This window comes from Corynebacterium sp. KPL2838 (assembly GCF_040225455.1).
Classification (GTDB): domain Bacteria; phylum Actinomycetota; class Actinomycetes; order Mycobacteriales; family Mycobacteriaceae; genus Corynebacterium; species Corynebacterium rhinophilum.
On the sequence record NZ_JBEHFT010000034.1, the window covers coordinates 1 to 21,213 of the forward strand.

Here is a 21,213-nt window from a genome sequence, read left to right on the forward strand (position 1 = left end):
AAACAACACGTTTTGTCGTTTAACCCTCGCGGGGAGGGCCCGCTCGGAGGAAATGGTGGTGGAGATATAAAAAATCCTCGAGCTGCCCTCACCCGTAGTGAAAGCTGCCCGAGGATTGACTGCTGCGGTCGTGCTTAAGCAGTAGCTTCTGCAGCAACCTCTTCAGCCGGGATGATGTTGACCATCCGGCGGCCGCGCTTGATGCCGAACTTCACGGAGCCAGCAGCAAGTGCGAACAAGGTGTCATCGCCGCCGCGACCAACGTTCTCACCTGGGTGGAACTTGGTGCCGCGCTGACGCACGATGATCTCGCCGGCGTTAACCTGCTGACCACCGAAGCGCTTGACGCCGAGGCGCTTGGACTCGGAATCGCGACCGTTGCTGGAGCTGGAAGCACCCTTCTTGTGTGCCATGTCGTTTCCCTCCTTCGGGGATGATTTGCAGCCCGGTTAAGGCTTACTTGATACCGGTGATCTTCAAGGTGGTCTGAGGCTGGCGGTGACCCAAACGCCTCTTGTAACCAGTCTTGTTCTTGTACTTCAGGATATCAATCTTTGGACCTTTACCCTGTTCAACGATTTCCGCAGCAACGGAAACCTTCTCCAAGTCGGAAGCCTTGGACTTCACAGCGGCGCCATCGACGAGCAGAACCGGGGTGAGAGCCACGGCAGAGCCTGGCTCACCCTCGATCTTCTCGACCTTGACGAGGTCACCTTCAGCAACCTTGTACTGCTTGCCGCCGGTCTTGACGATCGCGTACATAGAGGGTTACCCCTTATCTAAACTCGCTCGGACACGGCATCCAGGCCGTTATCCGAATGGACACTTACATATTGCGTTCAGACCCCGCGCGAACATGTCCGCAATCACCGGGCGGCAATTGTGGGCTGATCCAGCGCCGAGAGTTCTAAACAGCGACTGTCAAAGACTACCCCGCCGCGGGTACAAAATACAAACCACGCACTTCGCACCCGCGTGGCGATGCCCTAGGAAGTAGCTCGCCGTGCTACGCGGCGCCGCCGCCGGCCCGCGTCCTTAGCACCAGTCTGCGGGGTCTCCGGCGCGTTAGTGGACGCCTTTTCCCCAGTACGTTCCTGCCGCGCGGCCGCTGCCGGCGCCCCGGTCTTTTTCACCGCGCGCTTCTTCCCGCGGCGAATGACCTTGGTTTCAGTCTGCGGAGCACTAGCCTTCTGGGAATCCTTCTCCCCTTGAACAGGTGTAGCCGTTGGGCCACCCGCATTGTGCGAGGTGGCCTTATCCCTCGGGTTCGTACGCACCACCCGGCGCTTGCCGCGACGGCCTCCCTGTACCGAGGATTTATTCTTCCCGCCACTGATATTCTCGTGACGCTGCTCCGCAGTTCGCGAGGTGTCCCCGCGCTTGTCGTCCTGCTTTACATCCTGCGCGTTTGCCCGGTGCGAGGCCCGCACATTTGCCCGGCGGGAATTTGGCTGGGTGCGAACGCTGCGACGCCGACCACGCCCGCGTGACTTGCTGCGAGGCTTTTGCTGCTCGGCGTCCTGCTGTGCCGCACCGTCACCGCGTGACTTCTCGGCGGAACCCGTGGATTCCTCTTTTTGTGGCTGGGCAAAAGCCTCTGGGCGCGGGCGATTATCGGAACGCGAATTTCCGCGCGTGCGCCGCTTCCGGCGCGGAGAAGCCTCAAACTCGGCTACTGCCTCCTCGTAGGTCTTCTCCGGGGCATCGGTAGCTACCGCCTTCTTCTCTTCAGCCGCCTGCTGGCGCTGTTTCTGCTGCTCCTGCACGCGGCGGGAAGCGGGCGAGGTCCGCGTTGCCCGGCGCGGCTTCTTGCCCCGCTGGGTGCGCTTCTTCTCCTTCGCCGGTGATTCTTGGCCATCGGGCACATAGGAATTAAATTCCTGTACCTCATCGCTTTCGGCGGCGTTTTCTGCCGCAGCATAGGCGATGGCCTCGATTTCAGAGACCTCGGACTTCTTCTGCACTCGGCGGCGCTTCTTCTGCTTGCCCTCGCTGCGGCCTCGGTCGTCGCGGTGTCCGCGGGCGTTATCGGCGCGCTTCTGGGACTCCTTCTGCTCGGAGTCGCCGGTCTCATCGTCTACGACAACATTGGCCACCAGCTCCTCCAGAGACGGTGACTGCTCGTCCTCGTTGCCGTAGAGCGGTGCGTCCGTCTTCTGGTACTTCTGCGGCTGGGACGTGGCATTCCTGCGGCCCTTGCGGCCCTTCTGCCCCTTCTTCTCCGCGCGCTCGTCCTCATCGTCGTGCTCGTGCATGACCACGGCAGCCGGATGCTGCTGGGGATCGTGCTCAGGCTTCTTGTGAGCCTTGGAGGAACCGTGCGAGTGGTGGCCGGAGTGGTTGTCTTCTGCTTCATCGACCGGGTACTCGTGGATGATGATGCCGCGGCCATGGCAGTGCTCACACTCGGTAGAAAAGGTCTCTACCAGGCCGGTGCCTAAACGCTTGCGCGTCATTTGCACCAAGCCCAGGGAAGTAACCTCGGATACCTGGTGGCGCGTGCGGTCGCGTCCCAAGGCCTCCTTCAGGCGGCGCAACACCAAGTCCTGGTTTTCCGGCAGCACCATGTCAATAAAGTCCACCACAATCATGCCGCCCAAATCGCGCAGGCGCATTTGGCGCACGATTTCCTCGGCCGCCTCCAGGTTATTGCGGGTCACGGTCTCTTCAAGGTTGCCGCCGGAGCCGGTGAACTTGCCGGTGTTGACGTCGATGACGGTCATGGCCTCGGTACGATCGATGACCAAGGTGCCGCCAGATGGCAGCCATACCTTGCGCGAGAGCGCCTTATGCAGCTGCTCATCAATGCGGTAGGCGGCAAAGGCATCCTGGCCGCCGTGGTCCTTGGGCTTATAGCGCACCACGCGGTCTGCAAGGTCCGGGGCCATGGATTCCACGTAGGCATTGACCGTATTAAAGGAACGCTTCCCGTCCACGATCAGGCGATGGAAGTCTTCGTTGAAGAGATCCCGGACGACCTTGATGAGCATATTCGGCTCTTCATAGAGCGTGACCGGCTTAGCACCCTTGGAGGATTTTTCCTTCTTAGCTTGGGTGGAAATATCTTCCCACCGGTTATGCAGGCGCTGCACATCTGCTGCAATGGCCTCCTCGGGAACGTTTTCGGCAGCGGTACGGATGATGGCGCCGCCATCGCCTGGCACCACGCGGCCCAAGATGTCCTTTAAGCGCTTGCGCTCCGGTGCCGGCAGCTTGCGCGAAATTCCAGCACTGCGGCCGCCTGGTACGTAGACGAGGTAGCGCCCGGCCAAGGAAATCCGGGTGGTCAGGCGCGCACCCTTGTGGCCAATCGGGTCCTTTGCCACCTGCACCAAGATTTGATCGCCGGATTTCAGGGTATTTTCAACCTTGCGGGACCGCCCGTGCAATTTGGTCTTGCGCCAGTCAATCTCGCCAGCATAAAGCACACCATTGCGGCCCTGGCCGATGTCCACGAATGCCGCCTCCATGGATGGCAAGACGTTTTGCACGCGGCCTAAGTAAATATTGCCAATGAGGGAGGCTTGGGCCTCGGTGGTAACGAAGTGCTCGACCAAGAGGTCATCTTCAAGCACGCCCACCTGCGTGACGATGCCCGCGCCGTCCTCGCGCTGCTTATCGCGCACCACCATGGTGCGTTCCACGGCCTCGCGCCGCGCCAAAAATTCCGCCTGGGACACGATGTGCTGGCGCTCGCGGCCCTTTTCGCGCAATTCTGCGCGGCGGCGCTTCTGTGCCTCGATGCGGGTGGAGCCACGGATGGCCTTGGGCTCATCGATAAGCTCCGGCTCCTTATCCGCCACATCCTTCTTGGCGTTCTCGTGCACGCCGCGCCCACGGGAGGTACCGCGGCGACCGCGTCGGCGCTTGTCAGAGCCCCCGCGCGCTGCCTTATTGCCTGCCTCGGCCTCGTCGGCCTCGGCGTCTTCGGCAGGATCCGCCGCATCTGCTGCTTCAGCGATCGCCGCCATGTCCGCGGCCTCGTCCCCGCCAAGCTCCGCAGTTTCCTGTTGCTGCGGTGGCATAAACAGCGGCGCGAAGTCATACGCGGCGGAATCTTCGTCCGTCTCCGCGCGCGGGACTATGCGCGGTGCATAGTAATCATCGTCGAAGTCCTCGCCGGCCTCTGCCAGCACCTCATGCAGCTTGGCCGGATCCACGGTCCCAGTCGCTTCGCCAGCTCCGGCAGCGGCAGCGTCGGTGGCATTAGCATCGGCATCATCTTCAGCGCGCGCGGGCGCGTTCGACGGCTCAGGATCCGGCAGACGATCCGGCGCCTGCTTTACATCCGGCAGTGCGCTTTTTACCAGCGAAGCATCGACTTTTTCCACAATCTGGGAGATTTCATTGTCCACGTTCTTGCGCACGCGGTAGCGCAGGTTCTTTTCTCCTTCCCCATCGGCAGCAGTGCTTTCAGCCGGAGCGCTATCTCCCACCGCGGCATCGGCCCGCGCCGGTTCCTTCTTTGCCGCGGGTGCGGACTTCTTCGTGGCCTTGCGGGCGCGCCGAGCCCGCTTGGTGGTTTTGGCCTTGACCTCGGGCTTTGCGTCCTCTGGGTTCTCGTCCGCGGCTGCCGACTGTCCCGCCTCCGCAGCGCCGGCGTGGCGCGCCAAAGCCGCAAAGAGGTCGCCGGCTTCCGCGCGGGTAATGGAGCTCTGCGCGGTCTTGTTCAGACCCATGTCCTTAAGCTGCGCCACCAGCTGGCGTGATGATAGGCCGAGCTTTTTGGCCATGGCATATACGCGAGTTTTATCTTTTAGCTCGCTCGGGTCTATCCGCTGGGCCAAAGCCGCAGCTGCCTGTAGGTTTTCAGTTGTTTCTTGAGAGTTCTGTGCCGCCATCAGTTGGGCTTACTCCTGTACTTCGATTGTATGGTGCGCCGGCTATTCGGGCGCAGGCACAGCCCAAAGAGGAACTGTGCCGCTGCCGCACGAAAAGCCACAATAAACGCACTGCGTTAAAGCTTGTGGGGTTATGAAGTTATGCGCGCGCTGCGCGTGAGTTCCATTGTGTCACAGAATCTCGGCGGGGCGAGCAGGCTGTGGGCGATGATACGTTTGAACTTATGGCAGAACTGGCACCACGTCCCGCCCGAACATTATCGCAGTACCGGCAGCGTAATGAGATTACGCCGAAAGAGGCGTGCTTATTCGGCGTTCCGGCCGGTTTTGCCCTCGGGTTTGCCCAAACGGAGGCCAGCTACATGCTGATGGGCGCCGGCGTTTTTGCGGTCTTCGCGGTCATTGGATTGGTGCACCTCATCCGCCATTATCCCCGCTCTATTGGGGCTAGCCAGGATGTCTACCTCGAGGGCGATTACCCCGCCATTGCTTATTGGGCGCCAGTGATACCACTTGCTCTACCGCTGGCCATGGCCCCGCTGTCCGCGGCTGGCTGGTTGCCAAACATCTCGCTGGCCCCGCCCGTGGAAGGCATCTTAACCGGAGCGGTGTCGGCGTTCGCACTCCCGCTGGGCTTGTGGGCCATGCTTTCCCAGTCCTTTCGCATTGGCCGCCGCCGCATGCAGCGCATCGTGGCTGAAGATCCCTTAGAGGGGGTCACGGATAGTGCAATGCAGCTTGCCGATGCCCACCTCGATATCCTCACCGCCCTCGTCACCGCTGGGGCCGTCCAGGGCAATACGACTACCACTAAGGCCTTGTCCCGCCTGATGCAGGTGGAGCTAGATACCCTGCCGGATGCGCTCCAGGAACTAAAAAAGCATGGGCTAGTGAAGGTAGAAAATATTGGGCTGCGCTCGAAAGTAGAAAGCTGGCGCATCACCCGCTCCCCTACTGGAGTGCGGTGCCTGTATCAACTTGGCAGACGCTAATTCGGCAGACTCCGGTCTCCAGGAAATAACTTGGGACCAATCCAGAGCATTACGTATACCAGGCCAACCAAAACCGGAATTTCAACAAGAGGTCCAATGGTACCGGCCAACGCTTGAGCAGAGGTGGCACCAAAGGTACCGATGGACACCGCGATGGCTAACTCAAAATTATTTCCCGCTGCGGTAAAGGCCACTGAGGCAGACTGTGCATAATTCATTCCGGCAACTTTAGCTACGCCCAAAGCCAGAAAGAACATCCCGACAAAGTACAACATCAGAGGCACCGCTACCCTAACCACTGCTACCGGCTGCTCCACGAGCTGTTCTCCCTGCAGGGAGAACAGTAAGACGATTGTATACAGCAAACCGATCATTGCCAAAGGAGACACCGCAGGAAGGTAACGGTTTTCGAACCACTCACGTCCTTTAGTTTTCTCTGCCCATACTCGGGAGATAACCCCGAGCAAAAGCGGGATGCCTAAGAATACGAGCACTGAAGTAACAATGGACCAGAAAGAGAATTCGACAGAGGTGGTATCAAGACCCAGCCATCCCGGCAGTATCTGCAGGTAGAACCAACCCAGGACACCGAACATCGCAACTTGGAAGACGGAGTTGATTGCTACTAATACTGCCGTGGCTTCTCGGTCACCGCAGGATAGGTCTGACCACACCAAGACCATGGCGATGCAGCGGGCAAGGCCGACAATGATAAGACCCGTGCGCAGCTCGGGTTGATCCGCCAAGAATAGCCAGGCCAGTGCGAACATGAATGCTGGCCCCACAAGCCAATTCAAAACGATTGACACGGTCATCAGCCGTCTGTCAGTGGCAATCTCCCGGGTCTTTTCATAGCGCACTTTAGCAAGCGGTGGATACATCATCACCAGCAGCCCTAAAGCGATTGGGAGGGAAATACCTCCAACCTCCCAAGCTGAGAGTGCCTTTCCAATGCCTGGAAGAAAATGACCTATAAGCAGGCCAAGAATCATAGCTATGATGATCCACACGGGAAGAAAACGATCGAGAAAAGCCAAACGCGGCTGCTGTGATGTAGCCATACCCATCTCCTTTATTGACCCAATTCGCACTGTACCGTGCAGCACTGTAACCATTCATATCGATAGATGTCAATATGAAAGGGTGTGTCAAACGCCCATATACTAAAGGCATGGTTTCTTCGCACGGCACGACCAAAAATCCTCACATCAACGAATGTTGTTCACTCAGCAACGGCCCCCTAGACCAGGCCGATTCCGTGCATCTTGCCCAGCAATTCAAGGTACTTGCAGATCCTGCTCGACTTCGCCTTTTGTCTATATTGTGCGATGAAGGCTGTGGCCCGATGAGCGTCTCCGAACTGACCCCATTATCCGGTCTTAGCCAACCGACGGTGTCTCATCATCTTGCAAAATTGCGAGATGCTGGCCTCTTAGCCAAACGGCAAACTGGCCGCACCGTCACCCATGAAGTGCAAAAACAAGCTTTCACCACACTGTGCAAGTTACTCTCCTTCGATTAAAGAGCCACTAACTAAAAACCTTGAGCTAATATGCCCGCAATTCTGTGAGCCAATCAACGTTTTTAGACCCTTAATAAGTCCCTTTATAAAGGAAAAGGCCCGAGCTTAACGCTCGGGCTTCCTTGAAAACTAGGTAGGTTCAGTGCTTAGAGATTCGGGAACCAAATTCCGATTTCTCGCTCGGCGGACTCTGGGGAGTCGGAGCCGTGAACGATGTTCTCGCCCACGCTGAGTGCGAAGTCACCGCGGATGGAACCCGGCGCAGCCTTGGAAACGGGGTCGGTGCCACCGGCCAGCTGACGCCATGCCTCGATGGCGCGCTCGCCTTCAACGACGCCAGCAATCAACGGTGCGGAGGTGATGAAGTCCACGAGCTCGCCAAAGAATGGCTTGTCCTTGTGCTCTTCGTAGTGCTTTTCTGCGGTCTCGCGGTCAGCCACGCGCAGGTCCAACTCGGCCAGCTTGAGGCCCTTGCGCTCGATGCGGGCGATGATCTCGCCCACGTGGCCGTTCTTTACGCCGTCCGGCTTAATGAGGATCAATGTACGTTCAGTCATGCCCCATACTGTACCGAATACCCACAACTCGTCCACGACCGAGGGCCATAAGCGGGGGCAGCGTAGTGGGCGGCATTTAATAAGCATTAAGTAAGCTGCTGGACTATCTCCGTCGCGCGCTCGTGCGAGGTCCCCCTAAACCACAGGCGCACCTGGTTAACCGCCGTGCCGAACTGGCCGTTGCCTAGCAAACGCTTAATCTCTGCGCACTGCTTTTTATCTAAATCATCAAGGGTGGCTTCTTCTGCCCGCTGAAAATTAGCGCGCAGGGCCAGGGCCAAAAATACGGCGGCAATGATGAGCGCTACTAGCGGCAGCCACGGCGTTCCCGTGGCCGCGCGGGCAACGACCGCGGCAATGCAGGCCAAGGCCGCGAGGACGAGATAGACGGTGCGCATGGCCCCTACTTCTGGTTGAGGTGCTGGGTAGTTAAGTAACCGCGCTTCATGCGGGCGATTAAGTTACTGCGCAAATACGCCGCGAGCAGCCACTCCATGCCAAAGATGATGAAGATCGCGGCGATGGACCAGTGCGCCATAAAACCTAGGATAAGGCCCAATAGCTGCGCCCAGACGATGACGGTGAGCGCCCACTTCTTATTCATAAACGCGATCATGCCCACGTGGAATATCAGGGCGCCTATGACCAGGCCGTAATTAAACGGCGTCCACAGCGTTCCGTCATACAGCTTGTACAACAGCGGCAGGGCCAAAACGAGGGTGATCGACTCCATGATGAGCGAGCTGGCGATGACCATGCCATTAAAGCTCTTAAGGGGATCCTTGACGGGGTCTTGCCCCAAACCCAATGGGCCGATTTCATTATCCTCGACTTCGTCGCCGCGGCGCGGCGGACGAGGCGGGCGGGACCTAGGATTGGGGCTAGTCATGCGGGCTCCTTTCCAAACATCGCGCGGGCTTCGCCGGCGGTAACCACCGAACCGGTAATGACAATACCGGAGCCGGATTGCACCTCAGATTCCTCCGCCAGCTCCACGGCTTGCGCGTAGGCACCGGGCAGATCATCGGCCACATAGACGCGCTCTTCGCCATAAATATCGCGGGCCGTTTCCGCCAATTCATAGGCATCGATCGCGCGCGGCGAGGAGTTCTGGGAGATTACCACCTCGCTCAAGTACGGCTCCAGCGCGGCGAGGATGCCTTGGGCATCCTTATCGCCAAAGATGGAGAGCACGCCGATGAGCCGCGCAAAATCGAAATCGCGGTCGAGCGCCGCGCCAAGCGCCTTGGCGCCGTGGGGATTGTGGGCGGCATCGATAAACGTCGTGGGCGAGGTGCGCACTCGCTCGAGGCGGCCGGGCGAAATCGTCTTGGCAAAACCGTTGCGCACGGAGGCAATATCCAGAGGATGCCCGGAAGAGGCACCGAAGAAGGCTTCGACCGCTGCAAGGGCAACGGCCGCATTCTTGGCCTGGTGCTCGCCGTGCAACGGCAAGAAAATATCCTCGTACATGCCGCCGAGGCCCTGGATATTAACCTGCTGGCCACCGACCGCAATGCGGGATTCTAAGGCCGCGAATTCCGCTCCGGAGCGGGCCACGCCGGCATCCATATCCACCGCGCGCTGCAGGATGACCTGCATGGCCTCAGGGTCTTGCTCGGCGATGATGGCGATGTTTTCGTTCGGGGTCAGCGGGTCTTCGGCATCGGCGCGGCGCTTGATGATGCCCGCCTTCTCCCCCGCAATCTCCCGAATATCGCTGCCCAGGTAATCCGTGTGGTCTAGGCCAACCGGGGTAATCACGGAGACGTCCGCATTGACCACGTTCGTGGCATCCCACAGCCCGCCGAGGCCGACCTCGACGACGGCGACGTCAACGGGGGCATCGGCAAACGCTGCATAGGACAAGCCTACCAAGACCTCGAACTTGGACATGGGAACGTCTGAGCGCGCATCCACCATCTCCACATACGGCTTGATTTCGTGCCACAGGCGCACGTAGTCGCGCGGGTGGATGGGCCGACCATCGATGCCGATGCGCTCGGTGACCCGCTGCAGGTGCGGGCTGGTGACCAGGCCCACGCGGCGGTGGAAGGAACGCAGCAGCGAATCGACCATGCGCGCGGTAGAAGATTTGCCGTTGGTGCCCGCAATGTGGATGACATCAAAGGACTGCTCGGGATGTCCCAGCAAATCCATGAGCATCTCGATGCGCTCCAGGCTGGGCTCGATCTTGGTCTCCGGCCAGCGCTGGTTGAGCTCGTCTTCCACCTCACCGAGCGCCTGCAGCTCCTCCGGGGATACCTCTTGGGGCGCGGCGTCGTTATATTCTTCGTCCTCGCCCATGCCCAGGTTGAGGGTCAGGCCCGATTCCGTAATCTCCACCGGGGTGCCCTCGGTACCCTCCTTGAGGGCATCGACGATCTCAAAATCGTCCTCTCCCCCGGCGGCCTCGCCGTTCCCGTTGGCGTCGTGATTGAAGCGCTGATCTGACACTACTTAAGGCCCTCCAAACGGCTGGTAATGCGCTCGACTTCCTCGCGCGCGATGTCTTGGCGCGCCCGAATCTTATTGACCACGTCTTCCGGCGCCTTGGCCAGGAAGTTTTCATTGCCCAGCTTCTTGCCGGTCTGTTCCAGTTCCTTATTGGCCTTGGCCAGATCCTTTTCCAGGCGCTTGCGCTCTGCTTCGACGTCGACCGCGCCGTGGGTATCCAGCGTGACCTCCACGGTGGCCTGGGACAGGCGCACCTCAATGGAGGCCGAGGGGTTAAAGTCCTCGCCCGGCGCGGTGGTATTGGCCAGGTTGCGGACCAATTCCTCTTGGCCCTGCAGGTCTGCCGCGGCGAAGTCGAGGCGGCCCGGCACCTTTTGCGAAGGCTTAACGCCCTGATCGGAGCGGAAGCGGCGCAGCTCGGTAATGAGCTTATCGGCATCATCGATGCGGCGGGCGGCCACCGCGTCCTTGGTGGCGCCGCCGTTGGTATCGGCCACTGTGGGCCACGGGGCGATGACGATGGATTCCCCGCCGGTCAATGCCTTCCACAGCACCTCGGTCACATACGGCATGGTGGGGTGCAATAGGCGCAGCACCACGTCGATGACGCGGCCCAAGACGATCTGGGTATTGCGGCCTTCTACCGTTTCGCCATCGCGCGGGATCTGCGTCTTGGCAATCTCCAGGTACCAGTCACAGAGCTCATCCCAGGTGAAGTGGTAGAGCAGCTCGTTGGCCTTGGCAAATTGATAATCGTCCAAGTAGGCATCGACCTGGGTGCGCACCTCTTCGGCGCGGTCAAGGATCCAGCGGTCGGCATCCGAAAGCTCCGTGCGGCTAGGCAAAGGTGCCACGCCGGCGCCGTTCATCAGCGCAAACTTGGTGGCATTAAAGAGCTTGGTAGCGAAATTGCGCGATGCCGCGGCGGCGTCAGAGCCCAGCGGCAAATCCACGCCCGGGTTGGCGCCGCGGGCAAGGGTAAAGCGCAGCGCATCGGCGCCGTAATCGCGCACCCAGTCCATCGGATCAATGCCATTGCCCAGGGACTTGGACATCTTGCGGCCCTGCTCATCGCGCACAAGGCCGTGCAGGTAAAGGTCTTTGAAAGGAATCTGCGGGCGGCCATCGGTGCCTTTACCCAAATGCTCTGGGGTCTTGGTGCCGGCAAAGGTGCCAAACATCATCATGCGGGCGACCCAGAAGAACAAAATGTCATAGGCCGTAACCAGCACATTGGTGGGATAGAACTTCTCCAGATCCGGGGTCTTATCGGGCCAGCCCAGGGTGGAAAATGGCCACAGCGCCGAAGAGAACCAGGTATCGAGGACATCCGGATCCTGCTCGTATCCTGCCGGCGGCTCCTCATCGGGGCCGACGCACACGATGTCACGCTCGACCTCGCCGGACTCGTTCGTACGCTCCGGGCCGTACCAAATGGGGATGCGGTGGCCCCACCACAGCTGGCGGGAGATGCACCAATCGTGCATGTCATCGACCCACTCAAAATAGCGCGGTTCCAGCGACTGCGGGTGCAAGACGGTATCGCCCTCACGCACGGCGTCACCGGAAGCCTTCGCCATCTGCGCGACATCGACGAACCACTGCAGCGATAGGCGCGGCTCGATGGGCTCGCCGGAGCGCTCCGAGTGGCCCACGGAGTGAACATAGGGGCGGATTTCTTTGACGATGCGCCCCTGCTCCCGCAGCGCCTCCCTAATTTCCACGCGCGCATCTTCGCGCGTCATGCCATCAAACCGGGTGCCGGTATGCGCGATGTGGCCGGTGGTATCCATCACCGTCGGCATATCCAAGTTATGGCGGGTGCCCATGGCGTAGTCATTTGGATCGTGGGCCGGGGTGATCTTTACCGCACCGGTACCAAAATCCATGTCCACGTAATCATCGGCGATGATCTTCAGCTTCAGGTCATCGCGGAAGGGGTGATCCAATTCTTGGCCCACGAGGTGGGCGTAGCGCTCATCGTCGGGGTGGACGGCAATGGCGACATCGCCAAGCATGGTTTCCACACGCGTGGTGGCAACAATGAGGTGCGGCTCATCGTCATTGAGCGAGCCATAACGGATGGAGACCAGCTCGCCCTCGACGTCCTTGTAGACGACCTCGATATCAGAAACGGCGGTCTCTAGCACCGGTGACCAGTTGACCAGGCGGTTGGCCCGGTAAATCATGCCCTCATCGTAGAGGTTCTTAAAGATGGTCTGTACCGCACGCGACAGGCCCTCATCCAGGGTAAAGCGCTCGCGGGTCCAGTCCACGGAGTCACCGATGGCGCGCATCTGGTTCTGGATGGTGCCACCGAATTCTTCCTTCCATTCCCAGACCTTGTTGATGAATTCCTCGCGCTCATAGTCCCAGCGCTTCTTTCCCTCCTGCTCACGCAGACGGGCCTCCACCTTGGTCTGGGTGGCGATGCCTGCGTGGTCAGCGCCCGGCAGCCACAGGGTGGCATAGCCCTGCATGCGCTTGCGGCGAATGATGGAGTCGATCAGAGTGTGGTCCAAGGCGTGGCCCATGTGCAGCTGGCCGGTGACGTTCGGCGGCGGCAGCACGATGGAATAGGGCTCCGCCTCCGAGGATGCATCCGGGGTGAAGTAACCGGCGCTTACCCAGCCTTCGTAGAGGTCTTTTTCTACTGCCTGCGGCTCCCAGGACTTGGGAAGCTGGTCCGCGCGGTTGGTGCCAACGAGTTGCTCTTTATTCTGATCAGTCACCTGGCCAACTCTACCCTGTGCGTCAACTGGCACCACCGGCCTGTCTAGAGTAAGGGCATGTCTCACAACCCTGGCCACCGCGCCCGCCTCCGCACCCGTTACTTCACCCAAGCCAAAGACAACTCTCAGGCCTTCGCGTGCCTGACGAGCTACGACTGCTTGACCGCCGAAATCTTCGATGAAGCCGGGGTCGATCTCCTGCTCGTCGGCGATTCCCTGGCCAACGTGGTGCTGGGCCGCGAAACCACGCTCTCGCTCACCCTCGATGAGATGATCCCGCTGGCCCGCGCGGTGGTTGCTTCGACCTCCCGCGCCTTCGTGGTGGTGGACCTTCCCTTCGGCTCCTATGAGGACGGCCCCTCCCAGGCGCTGGAGACCGCGGTGCGCGTCATGAAGGAAACCGGCGCGCAGGCCGTGAAGCTGGAGGGCGGTGCGGAGCGCGCTCCCATTGTTGCCGCGCTTGTCGCCGCCGGCATCCCGGTCTGCGCCCACATTGGCTTTACACCCCAGCAGGTCCACGCCTTGGGCGGCTTCGTGGTCCAAGGCCGGGGTGCCGGTGCGGAGAAGCTTCACGACGACGCCCGCGCCCTCGCCGAGGCCGGCGCCTTCGCCGTAGTGCTGGAGATGGTCCCGGCAGCCCTTGCTGAGCAGGTGACCAAGGAGCTGCCCATCCCCACCATCGGCATCGGCGCCGGCGCGCAGACCGACGGTCAGATTCTGGTGTGGACCGATGCCTTCGGCCTGGGAGGTCCCAAGGCGCCGCGTTTTGTGCGCCGCTACGCGAATCTGCGCGGCGCGCTGCTGGAAGGAGCGAAGGACTATGTCGCAGATGTGGGTGAACGTTCCTTCCCCAACGCCGAGGAGTCTTTCGAGGACTAAGGTCTTAAGCCATGCAGATCCTCACAACTAAATCCGAACTCCGTGCCTTCCGCGCGGCAGCGTCCGGTTCCGTGGGTTTGGTGCCCACGATGGGCGCGCTTCACGACGGCCACGCTTCCCTCATTCGCCGCGCCCGCGAAGACAACGACACCGTGGTGTGCTCGGTCTTTGTCAATCCCCTCCAGTTCACGGACCTGGGCGACTGCGAAGACTACCGCGCCTACCCGCGCACCCTCGACGCGGATGCCGCACTGCTGGACTCGTTGGGAGTCGATGCGGTCTTCGCCCCCAGCGTGGAGGAAATGTACCCGGGTGGCACCCCGCGGGTGTGGGTGCGCACGGGTGAGATGGGCTCGGTCTTGGAAGGTGCCTCGCGCCCCGGCCACTTTGACGGCGTGGCCACCGTGGTGAGCAAGCTGTTTCAGCTTGTCACACCAGACCGCGCTTATTTTGGGCAAAAGGATGCGCAGCAAGTAGCGATCATCCGCCGCCTGGTGGCGGACCTCGACCTGCCGCTGGACATCATCAGCGTGCCCATCGTGCGCGCAACGGACGGCGTGGCCGAGTCCAGCCGCAATGCGCGCCTCAGTGCCGCCGAGCGTGAGCAGGCGGTCGCCTTATCCCAGGCACTCTTCGCGCTGCAGGATGGCGCCTCACGTGAAGAAGCTGAGGCCCAGCTCGCTTCCTCCCCCGGCGTGACGGTGGATTACCTCACCGTGGTGGACCCGGCCACGCTCGAGCCCGTAGATGCACAACACCGGCCCGCCTTGGCGCTGGTAGCAGCGCATGTGGGGCCGGTGCGGCTCATCGATAACTTGGTGCTGGAGGCTTAACCTTTCAGCAGGTGGGCTACGGCCTCGCGCTCCTCACGCAGCTCCTGCACGGAGGCCTCGATGCGCTCCTTCTGGAAATCGCTGAGCTCCAGGCCTTGGACGATTTCCCACTTGCCGTCGCGGCAGATGGTGGGAAAGCCGCAGATGAGGCCCTCATCGACACCGTAGGAGCCATCCGAAGGAACGGCGGCGGTGCGCCAATCCTCGGTGCCGTGGACCCAATCGTGCATGTGGTCCACGGCCGCAGATGCAGCCGACGCCGCGGACGAGCTGCCGCGCACCTCGATGATCTCCGCGCCGCGCTTGGCCACCTTGGGGATCATCTCCTCGCGGTACCACTGCTCATCTACCTCCGCGTTTGAGAAGGCGATATCCGGGAACTGGGTGGCGGAGTGGTTGCCCCAGACCGCAATCTTGGAAAAGTCCTTGGTGGCCTTGCCCGTCTGGGCCGCCAACTGGCCCAAGGTGCGGTTGTGGTCTAGGCGCATGAGTGCGTTGAACTGGGAGTTATCCAGATCCGGCGCGCTATGCGCGGCAATCAGCGCGTTGGTATTGGCTGGGTTGCCCACCACCAGCACGCGGACATCACGCGCCGCATAGTCATTGATGGCCTTGCCCTGCTCAGTAAAGATGGCGCCATTGGCCTCGAGCAGGTCAGCGCGCTCCATGCCCTTGCTGCGCGGGCGGGAGCCGACGAGGAATGCGGCGGAGGCATCCTCGAAGGCGACCTTGAGGTCATCTGTCACCGTAATCGAGTTAACCAGCGGCAGGGCGGAATCGCGCAGCTCCATGGCCACGCCCTCGGCCTTTTCTACTACCGCGGGGATTTCCAACAGGGCAAGGTCTACCGGGGTGTCCTTGCCAAATACGTCGCCCGCGGCAATCCGCCACAGCAGGGAGTAGGCGATATTTCCGGCGGCGCCGGTAACGGTTACTTTTACTGGCTGGGTCATGCTCATTCCTCCTCATTTGTCGTGGAGTTGTAAGCGTCCCTCATGCACGCCACCCTCCACAGGATGTATCCACCCCGAGCTTAGCGCTATACGGAGGTAGCGTGTTGTGAAATAAATCCCCCTCTTTCGGAGGGAAAACGCCGCCAAATTTCCGGATATTACCCCCATTTACCTCCAAATTAACGCCCCCAATGGGCACATTCCTCCCGCGGGGTGGGGCTAATCGGGCATGATGGAAGCGGCACAGACCCCACTGGGGAGCGCGCTTGCAGGGATGCATTCACTGCCTGTGGGCGGCTGCACGGTGGCCAACCACTGCCGCATCGAACCAGCATGAGGCCGGCCGTGCAGTTCCCGAGACACTACCCACCATCGCCACATCGGCGCCGCGAAGCAGAGATAGGACACATGCTATGAGCACTGAGCACACCGAACCGCTGCACGCTGCGGAGCAGGCGGAGGACTCCGACGCTCACGCTGCGGATTCCATCGGTACCGATGCCGTGGTGGATATCGCCATTTCCCAGTTTTCCGCGTGGGGTTTTTCTGAAACAAAGCTGGATACCATCGCCGCGGAATCCGGCATGTCCAAGCGCATGATTCACTACCACTTTGGCGATAAGCAGGGCCTGTACTTGAGCGCTTTAAGCACCGCCGCCGAGCGCCTCCGCCCCAATGAAGAGGACTTGGAACTCGATTCCGCGGTCCCGGTCGAAGGCGTGCGCAAGCTGGTGGACTGGATCTTTTGGCAGTACGTCAACCACCCCGAGGCCATCCGCATGATGACCTGGGAAACCGCCCAGTCCATCGTGGGCTCTTCTACCAATCCCGTGGCGGATTTTAGCGGCGTCGCCCTTCACCTCGATCGCCTGCTCATGCTGGGCCAGGACGCCGGCGCCTTCCGCCCGGGCATTTCCACCAACGATATTTTCACCATCATCGCCTCGCTCACCTCGTACCGCGTGACCAACCGGGCGATGATGGACAACCTGTTGGGCGTGGATATGTCCAGCCAGGCAAATACCGACGGCATGCACCGGCTTACCGTCGATACCGTGCTGGCATTCCTCACCGCCAATATCCCCGATTCCGGCCACGAGTCTTATTTGGTGCCTTCTGATGCCGACGAGGGCGACGAGGCCTCCCCGCAAGATATCTACGGCGAGGCATAAAAGTAGGGGCACCGGCTGCTTGCCGATGCCCCATTACGTTGTTTGCAGTTCCGCTTGAGGTTACCCAGGATTCGTAACTCTGCCCCTGTGCCGGGGCAGGTTATGTTTGTCTGCGTTCCTTTTGCTTTTCTTTTTCAGGAGCAGTGGAACTAGTCGCTGGCTTCGGTATGGCTTATTTTCGTCCCTGTCTGACAATGATCCTGGGGGTGATGCCGCCGAAGGCAGTGACATACTCCAGACTGCTAATAGGAACCTGACCCACATCAAGTGTGTGAGGTCTCAAAGTAATGTGGATGCCAGCGTGAAGTATGTCCGACCACCAGCGATGAAAGAAGTCCCATACTCATTAAACTCGCTAGGAGGTCTGGCATGGCCTACGACTATGTCATTGGAATGGATGTTGGAAAATACTTCCACCACGCTTGCGTCTTAGATAGCCACGGCGCCCAGGTCCTGTCCAAACGAATCAATCAAAACGAGCAGGCTTTGCGCGCGCTCTTTTCGAATTTCTACTCTGGTAACAACAAGGTCCTTGTCGTTGTTGACCAGCCAAATAATATTGGTCGGCTTACTGTCGCGGTAGCCCAAGACCTTGGAATTGATGTGCGCTATCTTCCCGGCTTGGCAATGCGTCAGCTCTCACGCATCCATGCCGGAAACGCCAAAACTGATATCCGGGATGCCTACATCATCGCCCACGCTGCAAAGAACCTTCCAGAATCCCTTCGCAGTGTCGACCGCGTCGAAGAAGCCTTCCTCCAGTTGAAAGTCCTCAACGGCATCGACGAAGACTTAGCACGCTCCTACACCAGGCTCATCAACCAGATTCGAAGCGCACTTGTTGGTTGCTACCCGCAATTCGAGCAGGCCATTCGCGGCCAAATAATCCACCGCAAATGGGTCCTGCACCTACTTGCACGCTACGGCGGGCCCACCAAGATAAAACGCTTAGGTAAGGCCAAGGCAGCTGCCTTTGCTCGACGCTATAAGGCACGCAATCCCGAACCTGTCCTCGATGCGATATTCGCTGCCATTGCTGAGCAAACAGTCACCATTGCCGGTGCACACTATGCCGAAATGGGCGTAGCAATGTCAGCAAAGGACGCACTTTTAAAGCTCGAGCACCGCAAACAAATCGACAAGGAAGTCATCGAGCTCATCAACGACATCCCCACACTCAAATCCTGCTATCCATGCCGGGAATCGGGCCGAAGACGGCTGCCCAAATTCTCATGACCGCGGGCGATATGTCCGACTTTCCGTCAGCTGGGCACCTAGCCTCTTACGCTGGCTTATCGCCCCGGACAAACCAGTCAGGCACTTCAATAATGTCGAACTCACTGAATAGAGCCGGCAACAAAAAATTAAAGAACGCCCTATGGCAATCATCTTTTGCATCCATCAGATTCCACGAGCGTTCACGCCAATTCTATGAACGAAAGCGCAAAGAAGGCAAAAGACACAACGCCGCAGTAGTAGCACTCGCCCGCAGACGACTCAACGTCCTCTACGCCATGATGCGCAACCACGAGTATTACCACGACCCCGCCCCAGCAAAAGAAGCCGCAGCAGCTTAACCCCTAACAGTGAAACAAGCCGACTGGGAAAAATCCCAGTCGGCTACCAGTCGCGCGCAAAAACAACACACCTAAAAATCCCGAGTTAGGGATCCGCCCCCGTCCACCCCACCCGCGAGATTGACAAACTACATAGGAACACCCCCTTCTAACTAAGCCGATTCCTTCGCCTCATCCTTGTAGGTGAATTCGGGCTCTGCGCCCTGGGTGACGCAGTCTGCGGTGATGTGCACGGCGGAAATATCTTCCCGGTCCGGCAGCTCAAACATCACTGGAACGAGCAGCTCTTCCAGGATCGCGCGCAGGCCGCGCGCGCCGGTTTTGCGCTCGAGGGCGAGCTCAGCGATAGCATCCAGCGCCCCGTCATCCATGTGCAGCTCACAGTCATCCATCTCAAATAGGCGGCTGTACTGCTTGAGCAGCGAGTTCTTCGGCTCAGTGAGCACCTTGACCAGGGCCTCGCGGTCCAAGTTATCCACCGTCGCCACCACGGGCAGGCGGCCGATAAATTCTGGGATCAAGCCGAACTTCACGAGGTCTTCCGGGCGCACCTGGGAAAATAGGTCCACCTTTTCCCGCTCGTCTTCGGTGCCCAGCTTCGCGCCAAAGCCAACGCCCTTCTTGCCCACGCGATCCGCGATCACCTGGTCAAGGCCCGCAAACGCGCCGGCGACGATGAAGAGGATATTGGAGGTATCCAGCTGGATAAATTCCTGGTTCGGGTGCTTGCGCCCGCCCTGCGGCGGGATGGCGGCAACGGTTCCCTCCAGGATCTTCAGCAGCGCCTGCTGCACGCCCTCGCCGGAGACATCGCGGGTAATGGAGGGGTTTTCAGACTTGCGGGAAATCTTATCCACCTCGTCGACGTAGATGATTCCGCGCTGGGCACGCTCCACATCGAAATCCGCTGCCTGCAGCAGCTTCAAAAGGATATTTTCTACATCTTCGCCCACATAACCGGCCTCGGTCAAGCTGGTGGCATCCGCGATGGCGAAAGGCACATCCAGCAGGCGCGCCAAGGTCTGCGCCAGGTAGGTCTTACCGGAACCGGTGGGCCCCAGCATCAAAATATTGGACTTAGATATCTCTACCTCTTCGCCCTCGGCCTTCTTCCGGCGCGCATCTAGCGCGGCGGACTCTTCGGCTTTAATGCGCTTGTAGTGGTTATACACCGCTACCGACAGCACACGCTTGGCCTTGTCCTGGCCAATGACGTACTTATCCAAAAAGGAAGAAATCTGCGAAGGCTTGGGCAGGCGCACCTCCGCCTCGGAAGACTCCTCAGCCTGCTCGTGGCCGAGCTCTTCTTCAATAATCTCATTGCAGAGCTCGATGCACTCATCGCAGATGTAGACCCCGCCGCCGGCGATGAGCTTTTTCACCTGCTTTTGGCTCTTTCCGCAGAAGGAACACTTCAGGAGATCAGCGCTTTCTTGCATACGTGCCATTCAGTACTTTCACACTCGCTCTTGTTTACCGCTTTTAAAGGTGGGGCGGAAGGCTCGCTCACTTCCATCCCCGCGGTTGGTTGTTCAAAAATCTACCTTAGTAAATCAACCCGACACGGCTCCTATTCATTCCCTCCGCGTGGCGAAATTCGCAGATCTTTATCCGCCCACACCACTAAACTTGGGATTGGATCCTCCACTACCTCCACCACCGCCGAAGGAGCCATTTCATGTTTGACCTCACCAACCGTACCGCGATTGTCACGGGCGGGGCTGCGGGCATCGGCAAAGGCATCGTTGCCTCCCTGCGCGAAGCCGGCGCGAACGTCATCATCGCCGATATTGACACCGACAAGGCTGAAGCCACCGCCGCGGAGCTCGGTGCTACCGCCTGTTCTGTCGATGTCACCGATAGGGACTCCATTAAAGAACTGTTTGCCAAAGCCCACGCCACGCACGGCGCAATCGATATCGTCTGTTCCAATGCCGGGGTCTTTCCCAACTGCCCGTTGGAAGAGATGACGGATAAGCAGTGGGAAACCATGTTTGATATCAATACCCACGGCACGTTCAAGGTCGTGCAGGAGGCCCTCCCGTATATGAAGGAACGAGGCTACGGGCGCATTGTCATTACCACCTCCATTACCGGCTCGCACACCGGCTTTCCCGGCTGGGCGCACTACGGCGCCTCCAAGGCGGCCCAACAAGGTTTCATCCGCTCCGCTGCCCTAGAAATCGCCCGCGATGGCATCACCATCAATGGCGTTTTGCCCGGAAATATCCTCACCGAAGGCCTCGAGGCACAGGGCCAGGAGTACCTCGATGAGATGACGCGCTCCATTCCGCTGCACCGGCTTGGTAGCCCGCGCGATATTGGCAATGCCGCGGCCTTCCTCGCCTCCACCGAGGCCGGATATATCACCGGCCAAACGCTGATTATTGACGGCGGCCAGCTCCTGCCAGAAACCCCCGAGGCCATCCTGCCGCCGCGCTAGCCTGCACCTGCCTAGCTAGTGCTTGCCCAGCTGGCGCTTGACGATGCCCACCCTAAGACACAGATAACCCCGCCGACACCGTTTGAACTGGCCCCCGAAAGTTGGACTGTTTTAATTCTAGGCGATGAGGGGTTCAAGGGTCTGATTCCGATATTGCATCGGGGTCAGGCCCTTGAGCCGTTGTTGGATGCGTTCGGTGTTGTACCACTGGATGTACTCGTCGATCGCTTGGTTGAAGTCTTCGACGGTGTCGAA

General features: G+C 59.8%; 18 protein-coding genes and 1 pseudogene. 7 read left to right on the forward strand and 12 right to left on the reverse strand.

The window, feature by feature from the left end; genetic code table 11:
- Positions 1-134 precede the first annotated feature (134 nt).
- The 3 genes from rpmA to ABRP98_RS09770 form a co-directional block, all read right to left on the reverse strand.
- Entirely contained in the window at positions 135-413 is a 279-nt protein-coding gene (gene rpmA, locus ABRP98_RS09760; protein WP_005277951.1) for a 50S ribosomal protein L27, read from the reverse strand.
- Between the two features lie 43 nt (positions 414-456).
- Positions 457-762, reverse strand: coding sequence for a 50S ribosomal protein L21 (gene rplU / locus ABRP98_RS09765; protein ID WP_023023542.1), 306 nt, complete (start codon positions 760-762; stop codon positions 457-459).
- Positions 763-986: 224 nt separating this feature from the next.
- Positions 987-4,841, reverse strand: coding sequence for a translation initiation factor IF-2 N-terminal domain-containing protein (locus ABRP98_RS09770; protein WP_349858980.1), 3,855 nt, complete (start codon positions 4,839-4,841; stop codon positions 987-989).
- A gap of 224 nt (positions 4,842-5,065) precedes the next feature.
- Here ABRP98_RS09770 and ABRP98_RS09775 point away from each other — a divergent pair, with 224 nt between their 5' ends.
- Positions 5,066-5,833, forward strand: coding sequence for a hypothetical protein (locus tag ABRP98_RS09775; RefSeq protein WP_349858982.1), 768 nt, complete (start codon positions 5,066-5,068; stop codon positions 5,831-5,833).
- Here the strand turns inward: ABRP98_RS09775 and arsB are convergent.
- Positions 5,830-6,894, reverse strand: a complete 1,065-nt coding sequence (gene arsB / locus ABRP98_RS09780; protein WP_349858984.1) for an ACR3 family arsenite efflux transporter — start codon at positions 6,892-6,894, stop codon at positions 5,830-5,832. The genes ABRP98_RS09775 and arsB overlap by 4 nt on opposite strands.
- 110 nt (positions 6,895-7,004) lie before the next feature.
- Here arsB and ABRP98_RS09785 point away from each other — a divergent pair, with 110 nt between their 5' ends.
- Positions 7,005-7,355, forward strand: a complete 351-nt coding sequence (locus tag ABRP98_RS09785; RefSeq protein WP_349858986.1) for a metalloregulator ArsR/SmtB family transcription factor — start codon at positions 7,005-7,007, stop codon at positions 7,353-7,355.
- A 146-nt stretch (positions 7,356-7,501) separates the two neighbouring features.
- Here the strand turns inward: ABRP98_RS09785 and ndk are convergent, their stop codons facing one another.
- From ndk to ABRP98_RS09810, 5 genes are all read right to left on the reverse strand, one after another.
- The gene (gene ndk / locus ABRP98_RS09790; RefSeq protein WP_005277934.1) at positions 7,502-7,912 is read right to left on the reverse strand and encodes a nucleoside-diphosphate kinase; all 411 of its coding nucleotides are present in this window, start codon (positions 7,910-7,912) and stop codon (positions 7,502-7,504) included.
- Positions 7,913-7,998: 86 nt separating this feature from the next.
- Positions 7,999-8,310 carry a hypothetical protein gene (locus ABRP98_RS09795; protein ID WP_349858988.1) on the reverse strand — a complete coding sequence of 104 codons (312 nt, stop codon included), beginning with the start codon at positions 8,308-8,310 and terminating at the stop codon, positions 7,999-8,001.
- A gap of 5 nt (positions 8,311-8,315) precedes the next feature.
- Positions 8,316-8,801 carry a DUF4233 domain-containing protein gene (locus ABRP98_RS09800; RefSeq protein ID WP_349858989.1) on the reverse strand — a complete coding sequence of 162 codons (486 nt, stop codon included), beginning with the start codon at positions 8,799-8,801 and terminating at the stop codon, positions 8,316-8,318.
- Entirely contained in the window at positions 8,798-10,369 is a 1,572-nt protein-coding gene (folC, locus tag ABRP98_RS09805; RefSeq protein ID WP_502878799.1) for a bifunctional tetrahydrofolate synthase/dihydrofolate synthase, read from the reverse strand. Before folC ends, ABRP98_RS09800 begins: the two co-directional genes overlap by 4 nt.
- Positions 10,369-13,101 (reverse strand): valine--tRNA ligase, encoded by a 2,733-nt coding sequence (locus tag ABRP98_RS09810; protein WP_349858991.1) that lies wholly within the window; start codon positions 13,099-13,101, stop codon positions 10,369-10,371. Before ABRP98_RS09810 ends, folC begins: the two co-directional genes overlap by 1 nt.
- Positions 13,102-13,158: 57 nt before the next feature.
- Between ABRP98_RS09810 and panB the strand changes: the two genes are divergently transcribed.
- Positions 13,159-13,980: a 3-methyl-2-oxobutanoate hydroxymethyltransferase gene (panB, locus tag ABRP98_RS09815; RefSeq protein WP_005277923.1), complete on the forward strand. Its 822-nt coding sequence runs from the start codon at positions 13,159-13,161 to the stop codon at positions 13,978-13,980.
- 11 nt (positions 13,981-13,991) lie between these two features.
- Positions 13,992-14,813 carry a pantoate--beta-alanine ligase gene (gene panC, locus ABRP98_RS09820; RefSeq protein ID WP_349858993.1) on the forward strand — a complete coding sequence of 274 codons (822 nt, stop codon included), beginning with the start codon at positions 13,992-13,994 and terminating at the stop codon, positions 14,811-14,813.
- On the opposite strand, the gene ABRP98_RS09825 is transcribed toward panC, so the two are convergent.
- Positions 14,810-15,772, reverse strand: a complete 963-nt coding sequence (locus ABRP98_RS09825) for a malate dehydrogenase (RefSeq protein ID WP_284770213.1) — start codon at positions 15,770-15,772, stop codon at positions 14,810-14,812. The genes panC and ABRP98_RS09825 overlap by 4 nt on opposite strands.
- Positions 15,773-16,179: 407 nt before the next feature.
- Between ABRP98_RS09825 and ABRP98_RS09830 the strand changes: the two genes are divergently transcribed.
- Positions 16,180-16,938: a TetR/AcrR family transcriptional regulator gene (locus ABRP98_RS09830; RefSeq protein ID WP_296090348.1), complete on the forward strand. Its 759-nt coding sequence runs from the start codon at positions 16,180-16,182 to the stop codon at positions 16,936-16,938.
- A 369-nt stretch (positions 16,939-17,307) separates the two neighbouring features.
- Positions 17,308-18,515 (forward strand): annotated as a pseudogene (locus ABRP98_RS09835) (IS110 family RNA-guided transposase).
- A 152-nt stretch (positions 18,516-18,667) separates the two neighbouring features.
- Here the strand turns inward: ABRP98_RS09835 and clpX are convergent.
- Positions 18,668-19,963 (reverse strand): ATP-dependent Clp protease ATP-binding subunit ClpX, encoded by a 1,296-nt coding sequence (gene clpX / locus ABRP98_RS09840; RefSeq protein ID WP_023029150.1) that lies wholly within the window; start codon positions 19,961-19,963, stop codon positions 18,668-18,670.
- 230 nt (positions 19,964-20,193) lie between these two features.
- Here clpX and fabG point away from each other — a divergent pair, with 230 nt between their 5' ends.
- Positions 20,194-20,958 (forward strand): 3-oxoacyl-ACP reductase FabG, encoded by a 765-nt coding sequence (gene fabG / locus ABRP98_RS09845; protein ID WP_349858997.1) that lies wholly within the window; start codon positions 20,194-20,196, stop codon positions 20,956-20,958.
- Positions 20,959-21,075: 117 nt separating this feature from the next.
- On the opposite strand, the gene ABRP98_RS09850 is transcribed toward fabG, so the two are convergent.
- A partial coding sequence (locus ABRP98_RS09850) for an IS3 family transposase (protein ID WP_349859001.1) occupies positions 21,076-21,213 on the reverse strand: 138 nt, incomplete at its 5' end.

Coding starts and splice junctions, on each gene's coding strand:
- ABRP98_RS09800 (WP_349858989.1), bottom strand. CDS start 8,801: ATGACTAGCCCCAATCCTAGGTCCCGCCCGCCTCGTCCGCCGCGCCGC.
- ABRP98_RS09785 (WP_349858986.1), top strand. CDS start 7,005: ATGGTTTCTTCGCACGGCACGACCAAAAATCCTCACATCAACGAATGT.
- ABRP98_RS09770 (WP_349858980.1), bottom strand. CDS start 4,841: ATGGCGGCACAGAACTCTCAAGAAACAACTGAAAACCTACAGGCAGCT.
- clpX (WP_023029150.1), bottom strand. CDS start 19,963: ATGGCACGTATGCAAGAAAGCGCTGATCTCCTGAAGTGTTCCTTCTGC.
- arsB (WP_349858984.1), bottom strand. CDS start 6,894: ATGGCTACATCACAGCAGCCGCGTTTGGCTTTTCTCGATCGTTTTCTT.
- panB (WP_005277923.1), top strand. CDS start 13,159: ATGTCTCACAACCCTGGCCACCGCGCCCGCCTCCGCACCCGTTACTTC.
- ABRP98_RS09825 (WP_284770213.1), bottom strand. CDS start 15,772: ATGAGCATGACCCAGCCAGTAAAAGTAACCGTTACCGGCGCCGCCGGA.
- rpmA (WP_005277951.1), bottom strand. CDS start 413: ATGGCACACAAGAAGGGTGCTTCCAGCTCCAGCAACGGTCGCGATTCC.
- fabG (WP_349858997.1), top strand. CDS start 20,194: ATGTTTGACCTCACCAACCGTACCGCGATTGTCACGGGCGGGGCTGCG.
- ABRP98_RS09795 (WP_349858988.1), bottom strand. CDS start 8,310: ATGCGCACCGTCTATCTCGTCCTCGCGGCCTTGGCCTGCATTGCCGCG.
- ndk (WP_005277934.1), bottom strand. CDS start 7,912: ATGACTGAACGTACATTGATCCTCATTAAGCCGGACGGCGTAAAGAAC.
- ABRP98_RS09775 (WP_349858982.1), top strand. CDS start 5,066: ATGGCAGAACTGGCACCACGTCCCGCCCGAACATTATCGCAGTACCGG.
- rplU (WP_023023542.1), bottom strand. CDS start 762: ATGTACGCGATCGTCAAGACCGGCGGCAAGCAGTACAAGGTTGCTGAA.
- panC (WP_349858993.1), top strand. CDS start 13,992: ATGCAGATCCTCACAACTAAATCCGAACTCCGTGCCTTCCGCGCGGCA.
- ABRP98_RS09830 (WP_296090348.1), top strand. CDS start 16,180: ATGAGCACTGAGCACACCGAACCGCTGCACGCTGCGGAGCAGGCGGAG.